Here is a 19,888-nt window from a genome sequence, read left to right as displayed (position 1 = left end):
GATCTTTCTTGCACCACCTATGTAACCGAGATGTAAGCGGAGGTAAATAGTGTGGCAATTATTATTCAGGTGATGGAGCAGCGTAGAGAATGTTTGGAACTGTAGGAGCGTTAGCGATCGCCTTTATTGTCAGATTTTTACCGCGAGTAGCAGTTTAAATCAGGAAATCTGACAATAACAGCGACCGGAAGTCCAAATATTTCTCGGAGCTGCACTTAATCGCCTATAGCAAGTTGTCCAGTTTTTAACTCAGTTTACAGAGAAGGTTACAATACAATCCTTGATTTTTACACAAACTTGAATTACGATTTAATTGCTTGTACCGTGGATATTTGAAAATAAATACCAAGGGCGGCAAGTCTGGGGGAGTTAACAGGTGGAGAATTTGGAAGGCAGATTGACAAAGCTCGCCTTAAAAGGCGACCAAAGGGCATTTGCCGAGCTTGTGGAACTATATAAAGACAAAATATATCATCTGGCGTACCGGATGCTGAACAATCGCCATGAGGCGGAGGATATTGTTCAGGAGACCTTTTTGCGTGTGTATAGAAACTTGGATCGGTATGATGATAAACAGAAGTTCTCTACCTGGATTTATCGGATTGGAACGAACCTCTGTATTGATAGATTACGCAAACGGAAACCAACCTATTCGCTCGATGCAGATATGAACGATCAGGAGGGCCTAGACGGCTATTCGTTGATTCCAAGTGATAATGTAACACCTGAGACCGAATTACTGCTCTCTGAGACGCAGGGGCTAATCTATGAGGCCATTGACAGTCTGCCTGTGAAATACAGGTCTGTGATGATTCTTAGATACCTGCAGGATTTGTCGCTTCAGGAAATAAGTGATGTGCTCGACATGCCTGTAACCACGATTAAGACGCGTGTACACAGAGGTCGTGAGTTTTTACGTAAAAAATTAGGCCCGAAAATGTAAAAATAGATTTTTTTTTATGAAACATCTTTGGGAGAGCGACGTATGTAAGTTAAGCAAGTCTTATGTGTCCTGACCCTTTGTCTTAGGATAATTAAATAGCACTCATGAAAGGATTGGCTCCTATGGAATGCAAACTGGCCGTCTCTATGATGCACGACTACTTGGATGACGACTTGCCCGATCAGCAGCAGAGGGAGTTGAAGGAGCATCTTCTATCCTGTCCAGATTGCCGTGCAAAGTTTAAAGAATTAGAACAGACAGATATGTTGATGTTCTCCCTAATGCATCAGAATCCTGTTGCCTCAGATGATCTTGTGAGCCGGATAATGAGTTCATTGCCAAAGACCAAGAAAGAAAATGCTTTTGTTACCTGGATCAAGAGACACCCAGCACTTACAGCGGCATCTCTGTTTCTTGTCGTAATGCTGATGAGTTCCGTAACTTTTTGGAGTCCAGATAGACAACTTGTAGTTAGAGGTACAGATCTGGATCAAGTGGTTATCAAAGGGGATACTGTAATCGTACCTTCCGGCAAGATTATTACCGGTGACCTTACCATAGAGAATGGCAAAGCACAGGTATATGGGGAAGTGAACGGCAACGTAACAGTCATTGACGGTTCTCTGTATCAGGCTTCAACAGCTCATATTTCTGGGCAAGTCAAAAGCATAGACCAAGCGGTAAGTTGGCTCTGGTATAAAGTGACGAACATGTTCTCTGAAGTTGCCTACCGTTAAAGAAAGCGACAGTGGTTACCTTGAGCTGGAATATTATTTTGCGCCTCTTTTTCCGGAAAGATGGCGCTTTTTTGTTGCCTAAATTTAGAAAATTCAGAAAATGGGTGAGGGGCTAAACTTGCAACTGGAGCCCGAACGTTATAACCTAGATATTGATACAGATCTAACAGACATTTTACATAAACCCAGCTAATATGAAATGACGGGGGTTTTAGGCAATGAGTTATTTTACAGACTTAACATGGAAAGATTCCATTAAAGATATTATTGATATACTGATCGTCAGCTACATTATTTATAAAGTGCTTAATATGGTCCGCGGAACTCGAGCGATTCAGCTGCTGAAGGGGATTCTGGTCCTGGTTTTGATTTGGGCTGTGAGTACCATGCTAGACCTCTATACGCTCAAATGGCTAATGAATCAAATGTTTACATTCGGGGTGCTGGCGGTCTTTATCATCTTTCAGCCGGAACTACGAAGGGGACTGGAACAGCTTGGACGAGGTAAATTTTTCGGACGGGCTGGGGAAAGTGATGAAGAACTCAGTAAATTAATTGGCGAAGTGATTAAAGCCGTAAATTATTTATCACATAGAAAAATAGGGGCATTAATCGTATTCGAGCGAGAGACAGGCCTTAATGAATATACGGAATCGGGTATCGCCATGCGTTCTTTAGTCAGCTCTGAGTTGCTGATTAACATCTTTATACCTAACACCCCTCTGCATGACGGAGCCCTTATTATGCAGAGGAATCAGATCGCCGCGGCTGCATGTTATTTACCTTTGTCCGAGAACCCTTTTATTAGCAAGGAACTGGGGACAAGACATCGCGCGGCTATCGGGATTAGTGAGGTTGCGGACTCGGTGTCTGTCATTGTCTCGGAGGAGACAGGACAGATTTCTCTGGCCATCAATGGTCAAATTGTAAGGGACATTAAGGAAGAGTCAATGATTTCGAAGCTCCATCAAGAGCTGAGTGTAAGTTCATCGCTGAAGGAGAAAGGTTCAACTTTCTGGAAACGGAAGGGGGACAAAAATCATGGATAAGTGGATGAGCAATAACAATTTCAATAAGATTCTAGCCCTTGCATTTGGGATCATACTGTTTACTATGGTTCGTATCGACACTGCACCTGTTGGACAGACCACGGTCGATACTAAATCGAAGATTATTGAGAATGTAAAGATCGAAGAGATCGGTCTAGATAAAGATAAATTTGTACTGGAATACAAGGATGTAGATAGTGTGAGTATGGAGGTTAAGGGGAAGAACTCGGATATCTCTTTTCAGTTCTCGGACGACTATAAAGTGACCCTTGATCTAAGTAAGGTTGAGCCTGGAGATAATACGTTGCCACTCTCATATTCATTACCTAGAGGTGTAACTCTTGTCAGAATGACTCCTAAAGAGGTCAACGTACATGTAGAGCTGCGAAATACAAAGTCTTTTCCCATAACAATGGTTACTAAGGGAGAACCAGCAGCGGGGTATCAATTAGGTACCCCAGTCTTGCAGCCTACGGATACTGTTGAGGTTACGCTGCCAGATAATGAGTTAAGCAAAGTGGTGAAGGTTCAAGGCACTATTGAGCTAAATGGCGAGAACGAAACCTTTAAAGAGAAGAAATTGAAGCTGCATGCTTATGATAATGAAGGAAAAGAAGTGAAGGATGCCGTCATTGAGCCGGCTACCGTTTCGGTGGAATTGCCAATCACCTTGCCTTTTAAGAGCTTACCGCTGGATATCGGCTTTACCGGACAGCTTCCGGGTTCTCTCGTCTTATCAAATGTGACACCTGAGCTGGAATCAGTCGTCGTATATGGTCAAGCCAATGCATTAGCTACATTATCTACCTATGAAGCTAGTATCGATCTTAGCGCTATAGATTCTGCAGGAACGAAGCAGCTGAAGGTAGAACTTAAACCTCCGGCAGGAACTGAGAAAGTAATGCCTGAAACCGTGAACGTTTCATTAACGATCTCAGAAATTGCTGAACGGACGGTTGAAGCGGTACCCATCAAGTTGCAGGGTGTCGGTGATGAGTTAGAAGGAAGTATTGTTAATCCAACTAGCAAGGATATAGCCCTTACCTTAACAGGTGCGCCTACTTTGCTAAATCAACTAAATAAAGAGGATATAGGTGTTGTGGCTGATGTGACTGGCCTTACTGCCGGGACTCACGAGGTATCTTTACGGGTATCACTGCCTAAGTTCATCGCACTGGCTAATTCAAGTGTGCCTCTTACGGTAACCGTACAGTTGCTGTCACCTGCAACGCCAGTGCCTACGCCTCATCCAGACACGGGTAGTGTAACTACTCCTGAGCCAAGCTCTGAACCTGTTATAGGCGATGAGGAGGCCACTGAGAAGCCTACCCATAGCGGAGAAGCTGGAGCTACAGCGACGCCTGTCCCCACGGATAGCAGTCCTGAGAATAATGGCACAGCTAACACAAGTACGAATTCCGAAAATCCTGTAGGTACAGGGGGAACGTAACCTTTTATTGAAATACGTCTTTTAGGATATGTCCCAAAGGTACACCAAAATAGTATTCAAATCATAGGATAGAACATTAAGCTAATGTAGCGTATTCAAAGGAGAAAAATAATGGGGAAGTATTTTGGAACTGACGGTGTGCGGGGAGTAGCAAACCGTGAATTAACTGCAGAAATGGCTTATAGCATTGGTCGCTGTGGAGGATATGTATTAGCGGGTAACGTGCATAAACCAAAGGTTGTCATTGGGATGGATACACGTATTTCCGGACCTTTGCTCGAATCGGCTCTTATTGCTGGTTTGCTGTCTATCGGGGCAGATGTAATCCGTATAGGTGTAGTGAGTACACCTGCCGTTGCCTATATTACGAGATTATTAAAGGCGGATGCAGGGGTCATGATTTCGGCATCGCATAATCCGGTTGAAGATAATGGCATTAAGTTCTTTGGCGGAGATGGTTTCAAGCTTACGGATGAAACTGAGCTGCGCATTGAAGAACTAATGGATGCTGAAGTTGATGAATTGCCTCGTCCTATCGGCGCTGGTTTGGGTATGGTTACGGTTGATAATGACGCCAAGTACCTCTATCTGGAGTATTTGAAGACAACCATTTCTCAGGATTTCAAGGGAATTAAGGTTGTACTCGACTGTGCTCACGGCGCAGCGTATGAACTTGCACCAAGATTGTTCAGAGAGCTAGGCGCTGAGGTTATTTCTATTGGTGCTGAGCCTGATGGATTGAATATTAATGCTGGATTTGGTTCGACACATCCAGAGACTTTGCGTGAGGAAGTATTACGTCATGGAGCGGATTTGGGACTTGCTTTTGACGGAGATGCTGACCGATTGATTGCGATCGACAATAAAGGCGATGAAGTGGACGGAGATTTTATTCTTTGTATTTGTGGGGATGCAATGAATCGTGCTGGTAAGTTGAAGGATAGCACAATCGTATCAACGGTTATGAGTAATATCGGATTCTACAAAGCTACCGAGAAATTATCCCTCAACACTGCTAAAACAGCTGTAGGTGACCGGTATGTGATGGAAGAAATGCGCCGTGGTGGTTTTAATCTAGGTGGAGAACAGTCTGGACATGTTATCTTCCTTGATTATAATACAACAGGTGATGGTATTCTGACGGCTATCCAGCTGGTAGATACGCTTAAAGCTTCAGGTAAGCAGCTTAGCGAGGTTAAGAGCATGATGACAAAGTATCCGCAAGTACTGGTTAATGTTCGTGTACAGGATAAGACCAATTATCCTAACAACCAGGCTATCGAAGCAGCTATCGCTGAAGTAGAAGGTAAGCTAGGCGACAATGGCCGTGTGCTTGTACGTCCGTCCGGCACGGAGTCTTTGATTCGCGTTATGGCAGAGGGCCCTGATAAGGCAGATCTAGATCTTTATGTGAATCAAATTGTAGAAGTGGTTCAACGCGAATTGGTATAATTCATTACCATACCTTTATAGCCGGTGTAGAGAGTGAGAGCGATTCGGACTCGTTACACCGGTGTTTATTATTTTTGGATGAATCGTCTGAACAGGGATTTGTGAAATTTAGGTTGGTGCAGCATTGCCAAAGTAATGTAAGGTGCATATAATAGATTAAGTGTCATTCTAGAAGGAAAGCGGGGATTGTGAGGTTTGCAATAGCAAGCGCCAGAGCTTGGTCGAGCGCGGGGGAGAAGGGAAAGCTGCTACATGGTTATGTAGACAAGGGCTTGAACGGATCACGGCAGACGTAAGCTGACGAGGTGGAGGTGTTCGAAATGTTCGGCGGGGACCTCCCGGTGATGCACCAGAGCCGTAAATGGAGACGGAAAATGGAAGGGCGACCTTTCACACAACGTTTTCATGGGTGCATAAGAAATATAAAATTCATGTGTGCGCGCATCGTAAAGAAACACGGTAGTTCTGCCACGGCAGAGAAGAAGGCTGTGCATTTCATGAACATAAGATGTAAGTGACAGTTTATTTTGTTGATCCAAAAATACAACAGAATATTTGCTTTTTCTCAAAAACATGCCGCACGGCACGTTTCTTTCCTTATGCCGCCGCATTACGATAACTCGGACGGGGGAAATTATAATGTGTGGTATTGTAGGATATATTGGTAATCAGAATTCGCAGGGGATCTTGGTTGAAGGATTGAAGAAGCTGGAGTATCGGGGATATGATTCCGCTGGTATTGCTGTATTTACCCAAGAAGGACTGCAAGTAGTGAAAGCACAAGGCCGTTTGGCGAATCTGCAGTCGAAGCTGGAAGGCAGCCCACTGGCAGGTAGCGCAGGTATCGGACACACACGCTGGGCAACTCACGGCAAACCATCCGATGAGAACTCCCATCCGCATACGGATAACAGCATGAAGTTCTCTGTCGTTCACAACGGTATTGTCGAAAACTATCTGGATCTAAAAGAAGAGCTGATTGCTGGCGGATGCCACTTTGTCTCCGAAACAGATACAGAAGTTATTTCACACCTGATCGCTCGCGAATATGATGGGGATATCGTGAAAGCTGTGCAAAAAGCGATTACCTACATGCGCGGTGCGTTTGCATTAGGCGTCCTGACTGAATATGAACCAGACAAATTGGTGGCTGTTCGTCAAGCGAGCCCGCTCATTATCGGTCTTGGCGAAGGGGAAAACTTTATCGGGTCAGATATTCCTGCATTGCTTGAGTATACCCGTAACGTATATATTTTGAACGACGGCGAAATGGCAGTCTTGACAAGAGATGCTGTCGAACTGATGACGATTGAAGGAAACTTTATTTCTCGGGAAATGATTACTGTCGATTGGGATGCAGTTACCGCAGAAAAAGGCGGCTATGAGCATTTCATGTTGAAAGAAATCCACGAGCAGCCTAAGGCTTACCGCGACACTATGCGTGGTCGTATTAATGCCGAAGGTAATAAGGTTATTTTGCCAGAATTGAACATGACTGAAGAACAAATCAAGAACATCCGTAACATCCAAGTCGTTGCTTGCGGAACGGCATACAACGCTGGTGTGGTAGGACGTACTATGATCGAATCTTTGGTTCGTATTCCAGTAGAGAATGACATTGCTTCGGAATATCGTTACCGTTCACCAATCGTGACCCCGGAAACTTTGGTTATCGTTGTCAGCCAATCCGGTGAGACTGCAGATACTTTGGCAGCTCTTCGTGAAGCGCAAGCTAACGGTGCACATGTATTGGCGATCACTAACGTAGTGGGCAGCTCTATTGCTCGCGAAGCGAATGATGTGTTGGTAACCTTGGCAGGTCCTGAAATTGCAGTAGCCTCGACCAAAGCCTACACTTCACAATTGGTCGCTTTCGGTTTGTTCGCTCTTTATTTGGCTGAAGTGCGTGGTACACAAACCGAAGGACAAGTGGCTAAGATTCTAGCAGCTATGCAAGCTCTACCAGAACAAGTGGAAGAGATTCTAGCTCAAAAAGAAGCGATCAAAGGTTATGCAGAACAAATTTCTGAGCATAAGAACCTGTTCTTCATCGGCCGCGGCGTAGACTACGCAGTAGCTCAAGAAGGTTCCTTGAAGCTGAAAGAAATCTCTTATATTCACTCCGAAGCTTATGCTGCAGGTGAGTTGAAACATGGTACGTTGGCTTTGATCGAGGAAGGCGTTCCGGTTATTGCCCTGGCAACTCAGGAAGCTGTGCTTGAGAAGACTGTCAGCAACATCAAGGAAGTGAAAGCTCGCGGAGCTGACGTGCTTGCGATCACTCATCAAGAACATTTGACTGACCTGCTTAGATCAGTGGATCAAGTGTTTGTTATTCCTAAGACACTGCCAATGCTCACAGCAGCGTTGTCCGTAGTACCTCTGCAATTATTGTCTTATTATGCTTCTCTTGCGCTAGGTCATGATGTGGATAAACCACGTAACTTGGCGAAGAGTGTTACTGTGGAGTAGGTTATAACCTTTCCCAAAAAAATCTGAATTCGTTAAATATTGTTTGTAACTAAAAAATAAAGTTTGTAACTGAAAAATAAAGTCCGTAACTAAAAAATAAAGATTGTAATTAAACAAATATCAGGAGCCGTCCTTTAAATGTAAAGGACGGCTCTGTTTTGTATGTAGGGGTGAGTATTATTAGAAGAAAACAAAGTGTCAAATGAAAATAGAGTTCTAGACTGAAAAATAAAGTGTTAGACTCGGCAAATAAAGTTGTAGACTGAGAAAATAAAGTATTAGACTGACAATGCTTCATTAAGCTCCCATGAAAATAAAATTAGCTCAAAACTCGAAAAAAAGCATATTAAAGCAGACCCATAATAACGCTTTTTAAAAAAAGGCTGAGCCTCGTGAGTAATCATATAGAGATTGTAGATCTTTAATCACACTGACAACAAACAAAAAGACAAGGCTGGTGCAACAACCAAAAAAGGATTAATCTCCCATGAGTGCTACCCATATAGGGTGCGACATTCTGTGATGCACCGTGGTGGTCGGAGTCAGACTAACGGTTGGGCTCTATGGCACCATAGCTTATCGACCTTCTTCGCCAGCCGTACAAACAGTATAGTCATAGGTATCCATTTTCATCCTCTGTGGTGCAGTGCCGATCTTGCGCTGCATGGATGGCTAACGGGCAGATTAGTTGAACACTATTACAACAAAATTGTTCAAATGATGAAATAATCCGTTACTTAAAGCACTATTATTTACCATTTGTTATTTATTTTGAAATAAGCTATTATGAAGTTAACTTCATATGAAATAAACTTCATATGAAACAAACTTCACCTCAGAAGAATAAGTTAGTTAGGAGAGTTACATTTGAAAAAACTATTCATACAGCGACTTTTATTATCAATCTTGTTAATGGTATTAGGATTTATTCAAATAAATCTCGATACATCGGAAGGATTTAATTTTGGCTATGTCATGTTATTCATAGGTGGAATAATTTTGTTGATTTCAATAATTTCTTACCTTAAATCCCGAAATAACAAAATATTAGAAAAGAAAATGTCAAAGGAATATGATGAAAGAGATATTTTAATTGATGGAAAAGTTTCTCGCTTTTCAATGCGTTTTTTGATGTATGTAATTATAATTATTGTGTTTTTAACTAATTTTGTGGTAATCCCTACAAATACTGCATTATTAATTGTTTTAATATCTTTAATCATTAGTGAATTTGGTTCTAGAAAATATTATAACCATGTCCTTTAATCAAGGAGATATTTAATGAAAAATAGAGTGAAAGAATTACGAGTAGAACAAGGAATAACTCAACAAGAGCTAGCTGATAAAGTAAGTGTATCTTCTAGAACAATCATCTCATTAGAAAAACAAAAGTATAATCCATCTGTGTTACTTGCGTATAAAATAGCTTCAGTTTTTAATTTATCAATTGAAGAAACTTTTATTTTCGATGAGGATGACAAATAATACGTTTCACAAAGATGCACATATTAAACAAACAACGGAGGAATTGTAATGATTTTTATACCATTTATTTTTGGGTTAGTTTTAGTAGTTTGGGGTATTTATCGTATGAGAACAGATGATGGCTTATTTGGAAAAAATCGAAAAAGCAAAAACATATTTAATCTTCTGTTAATGGGAGAAGCTTCAGGATTAGGACAATTTTCGGGTGGAATTCTGTTTATTATAATAGGGATTGTTGCATTTATTGTGAAGTAATAATAAATAAGGAATTTAATTTTTCACTGAAATATTGTGAATGAACTCACTTAAACAAAAGGGATCATTACGCTAACGGGACACTATAGTTGAACGAAACAAGGAACAGTTTGCCTCGGCAGTGTTCCTTGTTTTTATTAAGCTCCCATGAAAATAAAATTAGCTCAAAACTCGAAAAAGCATATTAAAGCAGACCCATAATAACGCTTTTTAAAAAAAGGCTGAGCCTCGTGAGTAATCATATAGAGATTGTAGATCTTTAATCACAGTGACAACAACCAAAAAGGCAAGGCTGGTGCAACAACCAAAAAAGGATTAATCTCCCATGAGTGCTACCCATATAGGGTGCGACATTCTGTGATGCACCGTGGTGGTCGGAGTCAGACTAACGGTTGGGCTCTATGGCACCATAGCTTATCGACCTTCTTCGCCAGCCGTACAAACAGTATAGTCATAGGTATCCATTTTCATCCTCTGTGGTGCAGCGATCTTGCGTGCATGGATGGCTAACGGGCAGGATACGTTAATGAGCAGCTCCATTTTAGAAGGAAATCTATTGCTTTTTACGAATATGTTATACAGAGTGAGGTGAGTGCATTAAACTACCTCGAAATGATTTAGTTTACTCACGCAGGCTCATGAATTCGCAGGATTTCACCTTAAGCTAAATGTGAGATAAGAAGGAAACAGAGGAGGAGGTGGCTTGGGACAACTGTAAGGGCATGCAAGAATAAAGGTGAGAGTATATCACCTAATTTGTTCCATATCCTGCACGTCTCCATGTCGCCCCTAGCGATTTTCACTCCCATGTCTCAACGGGTCTATGTCCTTTCATTCCTTCGTCATATCTAACTAAGGGGTGGAGGTCGGTTTTTCTAACGGAACGGGTCTGAGCCCTTTAAAAGGACAAGAACATGTATCCATAGCCGATGATAAAAATGCAGGTCTTGTAAAATAATAAATGGGCATTTGGAGGAGCCTTCTAAGGCAAGTGAGATGATTGCAAACGGGAATTACGGATGTAATTACACTAGGGAAAAGGGGCTCTTGCAAATCATGACTGGGCTAAGAATTGAGATCCGCTAGCAGCATTTAATCAAGATATGTTATTAAGACCGGATGCAAAAATAAAAGAGTTTGAGGTATAAAAGGTGTCGAGTGACAACAAAATATACAGATTGTCGAAAAGAGCCATGAATATGAGCCGATTATCGTTCTTCTTTTATATTAAGAATTCTATTTTATAATCATAATCAGATGAATCACTCTCTATAACCCCGAGTCAAAAAAGTATAACGGAAAAAGAATAATTTATTTATTTATTAACTTGTCAGCTAGACGTTAAAATAATACTCAATGATTAAATTATCATCTTAAAGAGAAAGGATGTATTTTCATGAGTGTTATGAATCTAGTAACAGAAGCCGAGCTGATTACAATAAATGTCATGCACTATGGTGCACTACCTGATTCTGGCGAAGATTCCACAATGGCAATTCGTCTTGCCATCCAGGCCGCTTCACGCGTCATTGGTCCCGTTATCTTATATTTTCCTAAAGGGCGATATGACATCTATTCTCATCAGGCCATACGAGTACCCTACAATATCTCGAACACGGCTAGCGAGGAAGAAGTATCGGATATTACAAAGACGATTGGACTTTACTTTGATCGCCACCGACTATTAACCATAGAAGGAAACGATTCGTTGCTGATGTATCATGGGAAACAAACCATGATTGCATTCGAAGCTTGTGAGTTTGTCACAATACAAAATTTACGGATCGATGTTGCAAATCCAACGATGGCGGAGATGACTGTTCTTGCCGTTGGTGATCATTATATCGACATGCAGGTGCATCCGGATTCGAGGTATGAAATCTGTCAAGATCGCTTATTCTGGATTGGCTCGGGTTGGTGCTTTCAACACGGATATATGCAGGAAGTTGATCTAGCTTCCAATACGACCTGGAGAGCTGAGAATTTGTGTGAGACTGCCAGTAAAGTCGAGGAGATTGGGGCTAATCATTTAAGATTCCATTTTATTGACCTGCCGTCCGTTCCGGTAGGAAGAATTCTTCAAGTCAGAGATGGAATACGAGATCAAGTCGGTTCCTTCATCCATAGAAGCCGCCATATTTCATGGAAGAACGTAAGTATTCATTTTATGCATGGTCTAGGCATTGTTAGCCAATTTAGCGAGGATATTACATTTGATAATATCAATCTATCTCCACGTACAGAAACCGGACGGACCGCTGCCGCATTCGCGGATCTTATGCATTTCTCAAGCTGCAGAGGTCTGATTAAAATTGAAAATAGCAGGTTTATGGGATCGCATGATGATGCAATTAATATCCATGGCACGCACCTGAAAATTGTTGAGGTGCCAGAAAAACACCATGTCATCGTTCGTTTTATGCATCCACAAACCTATGGTTTAGATGGATTCTATCCTGGAGACGATATTCACTTTGTAAGAGAAAAAACATTAGCTGTATTTGATAAGAATAAGGTGATGACCGTTCAGCGAATTAGTCCCCGCGAACTGCTACTAACCTTGGAGAAACCTGTTCCTGAAAACATTGTCTCTGGTGATGTAATCGAAAACGTAACATGGAATCCGGATGTCGAGATACGTAACAATCATTTTTCCAGAATTCCAACCCGTGGCATCCTTGCGACCAGTACCGGAAAAGTCGTAATTGAAGATAATCTGTTCGAACGCACCGTTATGAGCGGGATCCTGATTGCGAATGACGCGAGTAGCTGGTTTGAATCCGGGAGGGTGAATGATGTTATCATTCGTAGAAACCGATTTATCGAATGCGGGGGCAGAGAGCATCCCGTGCTCTATATCGAGCCCGAAAACCGCAGCGTCGATGTCAATCAACCAGTTCATGAGCACATTCTTATTGAAGATAACTACTTTCAACTAACGGATTCTCTAGTTCTTCACGCAAAAAGCACGAGAGATTTAATGTTTCGAAATAATACCATAACGAAGACGGATGCCGTACAAGCTAGAAACATCCTGAGATTGAACGGTAGCATTGAAATGACGGATCGACAGATGAGTGACGATACGTTGATATCTCTTCATGGTTGCAGCGAAGTAACGATCATCGGCAACGAAATGCCTGAAGAAGACTTCCCGCGTCAAATCCAAATCATGAATATGTCACAACAAGAAATACTTAATGATGCAAGTCAGAGGTTAGAATGCCAGTATTAAGGCGCATTATAACAAGAAGCTGCTTCCCGTTATAGATGGGAGCAGCTTCTTGTGTTATTCCTTATATTCTGTCGTGACATTTGCATTTTTGTAATCAGAGGGTGTTAATCCGGTCACTAATTTGAATACTTTGCTGAAATAATAGGGATTACTATAGCCAACCATATATCCAATGTCTTTAAATTTGTGATTGGATGACTCCAATATAAGCCGTTTCGCCTTTTCAATCCTAAGCTGCGTTAAATATTCGATTGGAGATATCCCTTTTATTTTCTTGAACTCCCGGCTTAGGAATGAAACATTAAAATTGACCATATCCGCAATATCCGCGATAGTAATTTCATCCGCCATATGGTCCTGAAGATATTGGTCTACGATTTCAATTGCGTTTTTCACGGAATTTGAAGCAGAATCCAAACTTCCTTGAGCGTGATGGAAAAACTTCTCGAATAGAAAGGAGACATTTCGAAATAAGGATAGATAATCTTTTGAAATCGAGATGACTTCATCGAGTTCTAATTTTAGATCGCGGCTCACGATATTCTGATGCAACATAGCTTGGCACATGCATTGCAGCATATGCGTTAAGCATAACTCAATGCTTATTTGCGACAATTTAGACCTTTCCCAATCAGCTAGACATAACTTGATTTCGCTTAGAAGGGCTTCTTTATTATTATTTTTCATGAAGGACAGAAGCTTCTGCTTATCAAACGATTTATCCGGATCTATCAGATTCGGAGCATTCAGTGCATAGTCACCCACTTGAATAAGCTTCGACATTCCGAAGACCGCATTATGGCTTAGTATCATCCTCGTTAATTGATATTCAAGCTTCAAATTGCATAGCTTCTCTATACGGTTACTCATCGCAAAGGTAAAAAAGTGCTCTTGCTGTTGACTAAAAGCCTGGTAAAACGCTTCATATAACGGTTCCGTAGGGAAGGCGCTCTCTGTCCCACACCGAAACACGACGACAATCTCATTCATAGCTTCTCCATCAAATACCCACGCATTATCGTAGGCAATAAAACGAATATTGGCAAGAAATCGAGGCATATCAAATTTAAACCAGACATCATGATAAGGGTTTGCAAGATCAATATGAAATTTGGAGATTGCACCCACACAGATAATCAATACGTGGTATGGTTTATTTTCGGCTTCCGGCATGAATGGGGGTGTCGAAATATGTCTGCCTTTCAGTAAATCAGAAATGTATTGCTGCTCCTTAGCACCATATTGCGATAGAGCCAGAAGCGTTACACGTTCTAACACCTCATCCATTGCGTGCTGGGTGACAGGCTTTAACATATATTCCTTGACACCTAGTTGGATCGCTTGCCGAGCATATTCAAAATCACTATAACCGCTAATAATAACGAATATCGTTTCTGGGCATGCTTCTTTGAGCTGCTTAATCAGTTCTAACCCATCCATTCCTGGCATCCGAATGTCCGTAAAAACGATATGTGGTTTAAGCCGAAGGCACATTTCAAATGCGGTCATACCGTCTGAGGCTTCACCTATTACATGAAGCTGTGAATTATAACCTTCAATTTTCTTGACTAAATTTCTAAGTATTGGATGTTTATCTTCTGCAACGATGACCTTAATCATGATGAAATATCATTTCCTTCCTTAGTTGGACGGACACCAAAGACAATCTGGCTTCCTATAGGTTCTAAATTGGTAATGTCGAAATAAAAGTCCTCGCCAAATTGTGTCAGCAATCGAGCATACGTATTCAAGATCCCCATACCTGACACTTGCAGGTTAGCCACCAGCTTGCCTTCCATAAAATTATCCCAATAAGCTGAGAAGGTATTCCTCAATTCTTCAAGCGGCACGGCGGCAAATCCTGATCCGTTATCCTTAATCCTGATGCACCAATCGGATGGTCCATGAAATTGGCCGACGATTTCTATATGCCAAGGGGGCAGACAGGTATCAAATCCATGATTTATTGCATTTTCTACGAAAGGCTGAAGCGACAGCTTGGGAAGGTGAAGTTGAGTCATTTCATCCGGGATACTCACTTGATACAACAAGCTCTCATCATAATGAAGCTTCATCAATTCAAGGTAATAAATGGAATATTTAATCTCATCCGCCAATATAGCTGTTGGTCGAGATGATGAGCCACTGTATCTCATCATTTCCGATAGACGGTAGCACATATCTGCTGCGACCATGGAATCCGTCTCTTCACAATGAACGGCAATCACGTTCAACGTGTTAAACAGAAAATGCGGATTGATTTGAGCTTGAAGTGCCGAATAATTTGCTTCGATGCTCCGGATCCGGGACTCATATTCGGTATTGATCGCAAGCTTGAGCTTATCTATCATTTGTTCGAAGGAACGATTCAATATCATAATTTCATCATAATCACGATTTTCTTCGATAACAGTACTAAACGTTAAATTATTTAAGCTTACAGACCGAACTCTTCTCGTCAGTGTTAATAGCGGATTGATCAGTTTACCAATCGCAAAATAATAGATGATTACAACGGCTAACAAGATAAGCAGCCCGATCATCAACAAGGTTAGACGATAGTTGCGTAAATTTTGCTGCAAACTCACACCGTCATCCATAAGGACTGTCGTCCAATTCAAGTAGTTAGACGTATATGCGCTAATCAGTGAAGAATCACCATCCAGCTTCTGCACGCCATTCGAAAGCGTTTTCTCTCGTATATGTTGTTTGAGTTGCTTCAACGTATTCAGGTCATGTGCACTTGTATTCGTCAACACCGGAAAAATGAGTTCGCCTTCCGCGTTAAAAAGGTATATTTTCTTTTCAAAGGATTGACTATGAATGGTTGCTATCTGTTCTAAGCTTCGGTAAGGAAGTTGAATCTCGACCATTCCGAAATCGGTGGAATAAGGCGTGCTGAATTTCCTAACGACGGAGATGACAGACTCAGGCGTCGTGGACCAAGCATCGAGATGCGGGGGCAGGACGGCAAAAAGCTTGTCATTTCTAAATAACTCTGCCATTTTGATAGAGCTTGTATAGGGATCAGGGATTTGTTTAACAAGATTATCGGCTCTAAAATATGAATAAAAAATATGTTGGTCTACATTAAAGACGACGACTTTGTATAGATCATTGACGACGTTATAGATCGCATTCAGATTGTGAGCGAGTCTAGACAGCGCGACGTAACTGTCATTCTCGTTCGCTGCACCGTTAATCTCTACCATAACGTCCAAATTCTCCTGATTGTTAGTAAATCCTAATGCAGCATAATCTAGCTGTTTGTATAACATATCCAATTGATCGGAAATTTTTTGCGTTGTTGGAACTAAACCGGTAAGTTCCGTTTTTAATAGTGATGATTTCATGTAGGAATAAAGGTAGAGCATGAACGAGAGCAGTATAACGAAGAACACGATCATAATCGTAAGCATAAGTTTGTTCTGCAATCTGAGTTTTTGAAACATATCGATGCTCCTCGAATGGGAATATTCGTCTACTTAATCAACCACATTATAATCAAAAATATATAAATTCGATAGTCAGAATTCTATATTTCATAACTTAAGCACTAACATTATATTTAACTTGAGATTTCAATATACAATATTGAGATCAACTAATAAATAGGGGGTCATAAGATGAACAGATTTGCAAAGAATAGCTGGTTGTTGCTCATGTCGAGTCTAATGGTCGTGGCATTGGCGGGATGCGGAGCAGGATCATCCAACAATGCCGCAACTTCATCGGATTCGGGAACGAGTGCGGGAGAAACGGCTGCTGCGCCGGACAAGAAAGAACCGGTAAAGATTAGTTACATTGGAGCAGCAAGCCAACTGGCTGTAGGCGGTATTAAGGATTTAATCGCGAAATGGGAGCAAAAAACCGGAAACAAAGTGGACATTCAAGCAATACAAGATGATCAGTATGACAACCTTGTAAAAGCGAAGCTTTCAGGCGGCGGTGATGTTGATATCTTCTTCGGTTCGTACCAGAAGTATGATGTTCCAAACCAATTGCTGGAGATATCCGGAGAGGGCTTCGAGAGCCGAGTTAACGATGTCGTTCTTAATTCCCTTAAATATTCAGATGGAAAGATCTACGCATTCCCTTACCCATCTCAGCTCGGGTCATGGGGCGTATTCTACAACAAAAAAGTGTTCTCCGACTTGGGGCTCTCTGTTCCTAAAACGATCGATGAGCTGAATAAAGATCTGGAAGCGATCAAAGCAGCCGGCAAAACGCCATTCTATTTCGCCGCAAAAGACGGCTGGACGATGCTGCAGCATCGAAACGCAGTAGTCGGTATTCTGGGTGGTGCAGATCCACAGGTTTGGGATAAGTTGAATAAAAACGAGATTCAATGGAAGGACATCCCGGATTTTGTAGAACAGTATAAACAAGTAGAGGATTGGGCGAAGAAAGGATATTTCAACAAAGACTTGTTTACAGGAACCTATGAGAAACAACAGCAAGCCCTTGCTAAAGGCGACGCGGCGATGGTCATCCAAGGAGGTTTCATTGTTCCTGAAGTTCTAAAGCAAGATCCGAATGCTCAAATCGGATTCTTCCCTTTACCGAATAAGGATGGATCAGAGACGATTGCCCTTTCTGGCGGAACGCAAGTATTCATCGCGAAGAACAGTAAACATCCTGAAGAAGCGAAGGATTTGTTGCGCTTTATTACGGATAAGGAACAGGCGCAATCTGCCTTAGAGCAAGCACCGGGGATTAGCCCGTTTAAAGATATCGATGTATCGGATAAAATGCCTGAAGTGATGAAGGAAGTCCAATCGTTCGTTAATACTGGAAAGATCGCTAGACACGGTGATGACGCTTATGTTGTACCTATGCCATATGACGATTTGGTAGCAGCGTATATGGAGCTCTTGGCTGGAAAGATCACAGCGGATCAATTCGTGCAATACCATCAAGATATTTATGCGAAAAACGCAAAAATCGCAAAAATTCCAGGATTTTAAACCTTTCATTTCAATAGCATAAAGATAAGGAACTATATCTACGAAACAATAGGTATAGTTCCTACTTTAAGAATACGGAGGAAGAGAAGCTATGCAGGACACTTGCAAGAAAAAGAGATATCCCGTATATTACTTAGTCCCAATCATACTTATTTTTACTGTTTTTTATATCTCGCCAGCAGCGATAGGCTTGTTCTATTCGCTAACCGACGCAAGTATAAAAACTTCCGGGGTTCATTTCGTAGGGTTCGAGAATTACAAGACGCTGTTCAGTGATAGCGGTGCTTTCTTAATAAGTATTTGGAATCAGTTTAAATTTGCCATTCTCGTCGCAGTAGGGAAGACGATTATCGGACTTTTCCTTGCGCTTCTTCTAAACAGGAAGTTTAAGGGGAATCAATTTCTTCGCGCATTGATCTATATCCCGATTATGTTCGGCGTCATTATGGTTGCGCTCATCTTTAATTATATTCTAAGTTACGAGGGATTCCTGAATAATTTCTTAACCTCGATTGGACTATCGTCGCTCGCGAATGACTGGCTCGGAAGCTTCTCAATATCCATGTATTCTGTTGTTGGAGTAGACATCTGGATAGGCGTTGGCTGGTCCATGATGCTGATCTTAGCAGCGCTTCAATCCGTTTCAAAAGATTTGATCGAATGCTCCGAAATCGATGGGGCAGGCGCTTTTAGGAAATTTTTTAATATTACTCTACCGAGTATCTCATCTACATTAAATCTTAGCATCCTATTATCCATTATTTCAGGGTTAAAAGCCTTCGATATTATATATGCCCTAACTCGCGGGGGGCCCGGACATGCGACCGAAGTGATGTCTACCTACCTGGTTAAATCGATGTCATCTGGATCGATCGGCTATCCTGCTGCAATTAGCGTCATTCAATTCGTCATTATTACGATCGTAGCGCTAGCGATTAATTCCCTTACCAAAAGATCGGAGTCGAATTAAGATGAGCAATCGTAAAAAGATCCTACAACTTGGTACCTATTTCGTAGCCATCATCGTTTTTCTCATCTATATCGTTCCATTTCTTCTGATATTAATCACTTCGGTGAAAAGCGAAGCTGAATCTAAAATTATGGATTTTACTCTTCCTTCAACATTTCACTTCGAGAATTTTATAACGTCATTCAATGAAGGACAGATATGGAGAGGACTAACCAACGGATTATTTGTCTCTGTGACTGTAACTTTCTTGACCGTCATTTTATGTTCATATTCTGCGTTTATTATGCAACGCCATCGATCCCGCTTCACTAGCTTTACTTATAAATATCTGCTCGCTGGGATGATTGCTCCCTTTTCGTTTATACCAGCAATTAAATTGCTTCAAATTTTGCATATGGGCAACAATTTTTCTGGATTAATCATGGTTGATTTAGCGAGTCAAATTCCATTTACGATTCTCATTTACTATAGCTTCGTTCATGGTATTCCACGCGAATTAGACGATGCGGCGAATGTTGATGGGACTGGACCGATCCGAATGTTCTTTCAGGTGATTTTCCCGCTATTAATGCCCGTCGTATCGACGAATATCGTTCTGACCTTTACGAACATTTGGAATGATTTCGGCAACGTACTATTCCTTGTACCCAAATCGTCCATGTGGACGATGCCGATGGGTGTGTTTAACTTCCAACAGCTGTACTCATATAACTATGCACTTGTATGTGCTTACATCACAATTGCACTGATTCCAGTGCTTATCATTTATCTTCTCGGGCAGAAGTATATTATTTCGGGAATGACGACAGGAGCGGTCAAGGGTTAAACCATGATCGCTCCAAACGCGATAGAGCATAAATTTAAGACAATCCC

The 19,888-nt window shown here is 41.5% G+C and carries 17 protein-coding genes; 14 read left to right on the top strand and 3 right to left on the bottom strand.

Annotation, left to right across the window (positions count from 1 at the left end; all coding sequences use genetic code 11):
• Positions 1-376: 376 nt before the first annotated feature.
• From sigW to L1028_RS18950, 10 genes are all read left to right on the top strand, one after another.
• Complete coding sequence (gene sigW / locus L1028_RS18995; protein ID WP_042192081.1) at positions 377-943, top strand: RNA polymerase sigma factor SigW; 567 nt, start codon at positions 377-379, stop codon at positions 941-943.
• Positions 944-1,065: 122 nt separating this feature from the next.
• Positions 1,066-1,680 carry a zf-HC2 domain-containing protein gene (locus L1028_RS18990; RefSeq protein ID WP_234537484.1) on the top strand — a complete coding sequence of 205 codons (615 nt, stop codon included), beginning with the start codon at positions 1,066-1,068 and terminating at the stop codon, positions 1,678-1,680.
• A gap of 218 nt (positions 1,681-1,898) precedes the next feature.
• Positions 1,899-2,729, top strand: a complete 831-nt coding sequence (gene cdaA, locus L1028_RS18985) for a diadenylate cyclase CdaA (protein WP_234537481.1) — start codon at positions 1,899-1,901, stop codon at positions 2,727-2,729.
• Positions 2,722-4,179, top strand: a complete 1,458-nt coding sequence (locus L1028_RS18980) for a CdaR family protein (protein WP_234537459.1) — start codon at positions 2,722-2,724, stop codon at positions 4,177-4,179. The genes cdaA and L1028_RS18980 overlap by 8 nt, the downstream gene beginning before the upstream one ends.
• A gap of 111 nt (positions 4,180-4,290) precedes the next feature.
• The gene (gene glmM, locus L1028_RS18975; RefSeq protein ID WP_234537454.1) at positions 4,291-5,631 is read left to right on the top strand and encodes a phosphoglucosamine mutase; all 1,341 of its coding nucleotides are present in this window, start codon (positions 4,291-4,293) and stop codon (positions 5,629-5,631) included.
• A gap of 639 nt (positions 5,632-6,270) precedes the next feature.
• Positions 6,271-8,103, top strand: a complete 1,833-nt coding sequence (gene glmS, locus L1028_RS18970) for a glutamine--fructose-6-phosphate transaminase (isomerizing) (RefSeq protein WP_234537429.1) — start codon at positions 6,271-6,273, stop codon at positions 8,101-8,103.
• Between the two features lie 519 nt (positions 8,104-8,622).
• The gene (locus L1028_RS18965) at positions 8,623-8,832 is read left to right on the top strand and encodes a hypothetical protein (RefSeq protein ID WP_234537426.1); all 210 of its coding nucleotides are present in this window, start codon (positions 8,623-8,625) and stop codon (positions 8,830-8,832) included.
• A gap of 138 nt (positions 8,833-8,970) precedes the next feature.
• Positions 8,971-9,369, top strand: a complete 399-nt coding sequence (locus tag L1028_RS18960) for a hypothetical protein (protein ID WP_234537408.1) — start codon at positions 8,971-8,973, stop codon at positions 9,367-9,369.
• A gap of 15 nt (positions 9,370-9,384) precedes the next feature.
• The gene (locus L1028_RS18955) at positions 9,385-9,588 is read left to right on the top strand and encodes a helix-turn-helix transcriptional regulator (RefSeq protein ID WP_060623236.1); all 204 of its coding nucleotides are present in this window, start codon (positions 9,385-9,387) and stop codon (positions 9,586-9,588) included.
• Positions 9,589-9,636: 48 nt separating this feature from the next.
• Positions 9,637-9,843 carry a hypothetical protein gene (locus L1028_RS18950; protein WP_234537405.1) on the top strand — a complete coding sequence of 69 codons (207 nt, stop codon included), beginning with the start codon at positions 9,637-9,639 and terminating at the stop codon, positions 9,841-9,843.
• Positions 9,844-10,257: 414 nt separating this feature from the next.
• Here the strand turns inward: L1028_RS18950 and L1028_RS31335 are convergent, their stop codons facing one another.
• Positions 10,258-10,383, bottom strand: coding sequence for a hypothetical protein (locus tag L1028_RS31335; protein ID WP_279306884.1), 126 nt, complete (start codon positions 10,381-10,383; stop codon positions 10,258-10,260).
• Between the two features lie 856 nt (positions 10,384-11,239).
• Between L1028_RS31335 and L1028_RS18945 the strand changes: the two genes are divergently transcribed.
• A complete protein-coding gene (locus tag L1028_RS18945) occupies positions 11,240-13,078 on the top strand; it encodes a right-handed parallel beta-helix repeat-containing protein (protein ID WP_234537403.1) in 1,839 nt (612 codons plus the stop codon).
• Between the two features lie 54 nt (positions 13,079-13,132).
• Here L1028_RS18945 and L1028_RS18940 read toward each other — a convergent pair whose 3' ends face one another.
• Both L1028_RS18940 and L1028_RS18935 read right to left on the bottom strand, forming a co-directional pair.
• On the bottom strand, positions 13,133-14,698 hold the full coding sequence (locus tag L1028_RS18940; RefSeq protein WP_234537400.1) for a response regulator transcription factor: 1,566 nt from the start codon (positions 14,696-14,698) through the stop codon (positions 13,133-13,135).
• Entirely contained in the window at positions 14,695-16,530 is a 1,836-nt protein-coding gene (locus L1028_RS18935) for a sensor histidine kinase (protein WP_234537396.1), read from the bottom strand. Before L1028_RS18935 ends, L1028_RS18940 begins: the two co-directional genes overlap by 4 nt.
• A gap of 174 nt (positions 16,531-16,704) precedes the next feature.
• Here L1028_RS18935 and L1028_RS18930 point away from each other — a divergent pair, with 174 nt between their 5' ends.
• From L1028_RS18930 to L1028_RS18920, 3 genes are all read left to right on the top strand, one after another.
• The gene (locus L1028_RS18930) at positions 16,705-18,045 is read left to right on the top strand and encodes an ABC transporter substrate-binding protein (RefSeq protein WP_234537393.1); all 1,341 of its coding nucleotides are present in this window, start codon (positions 16,705-16,707) and stop codon (positions 18,043-18,045) included.
• 91 nt (positions 18,046-18,136) lie between these two features.
• The gene (locus L1028_RS18925) at positions 18,137-19,015 is read left to right on the top strand and encodes a carbohydrate ABC transporter permease (RefSeq protein ID WP_234537391.1); all 879 of its coding nucleotides are present in this window, start codon (positions 18,137-18,139) and stop codon (positions 19,013-19,015) included.
• A gap of 1 nt (position 19,016) precedes the next feature.
• Positions 19,017-19,841 carry a carbohydrate ABC transporter permease gene (locus L1028_RS18920; protein WP_234537388.1) on the top strand — a complete coding sequence of 275 codons (825 nt, stop codon included), beginning with the start codon at positions 19,017-19,019 and terminating at the stop codon, positions 19,839-19,841.
• The last annotated feature ends 47 nt before the right edge of the window (positions 19,842-19,888 follow it).

This window comes from Paenibacillus pseudetheri (genome assembly GCF_924513355.1).
In the GTDB taxonomy this organism is placed as follows: domain Bacteria; phylum Bacillota; class Bacilli; order Paenibacillales; family Paenibacillaceae; genus Paenibacillus_AQ; species Paenibacillus_AQ pseudetheri.
This window is presented reverse-complemented; position numbering and strand designations above follow the sequence as displayed.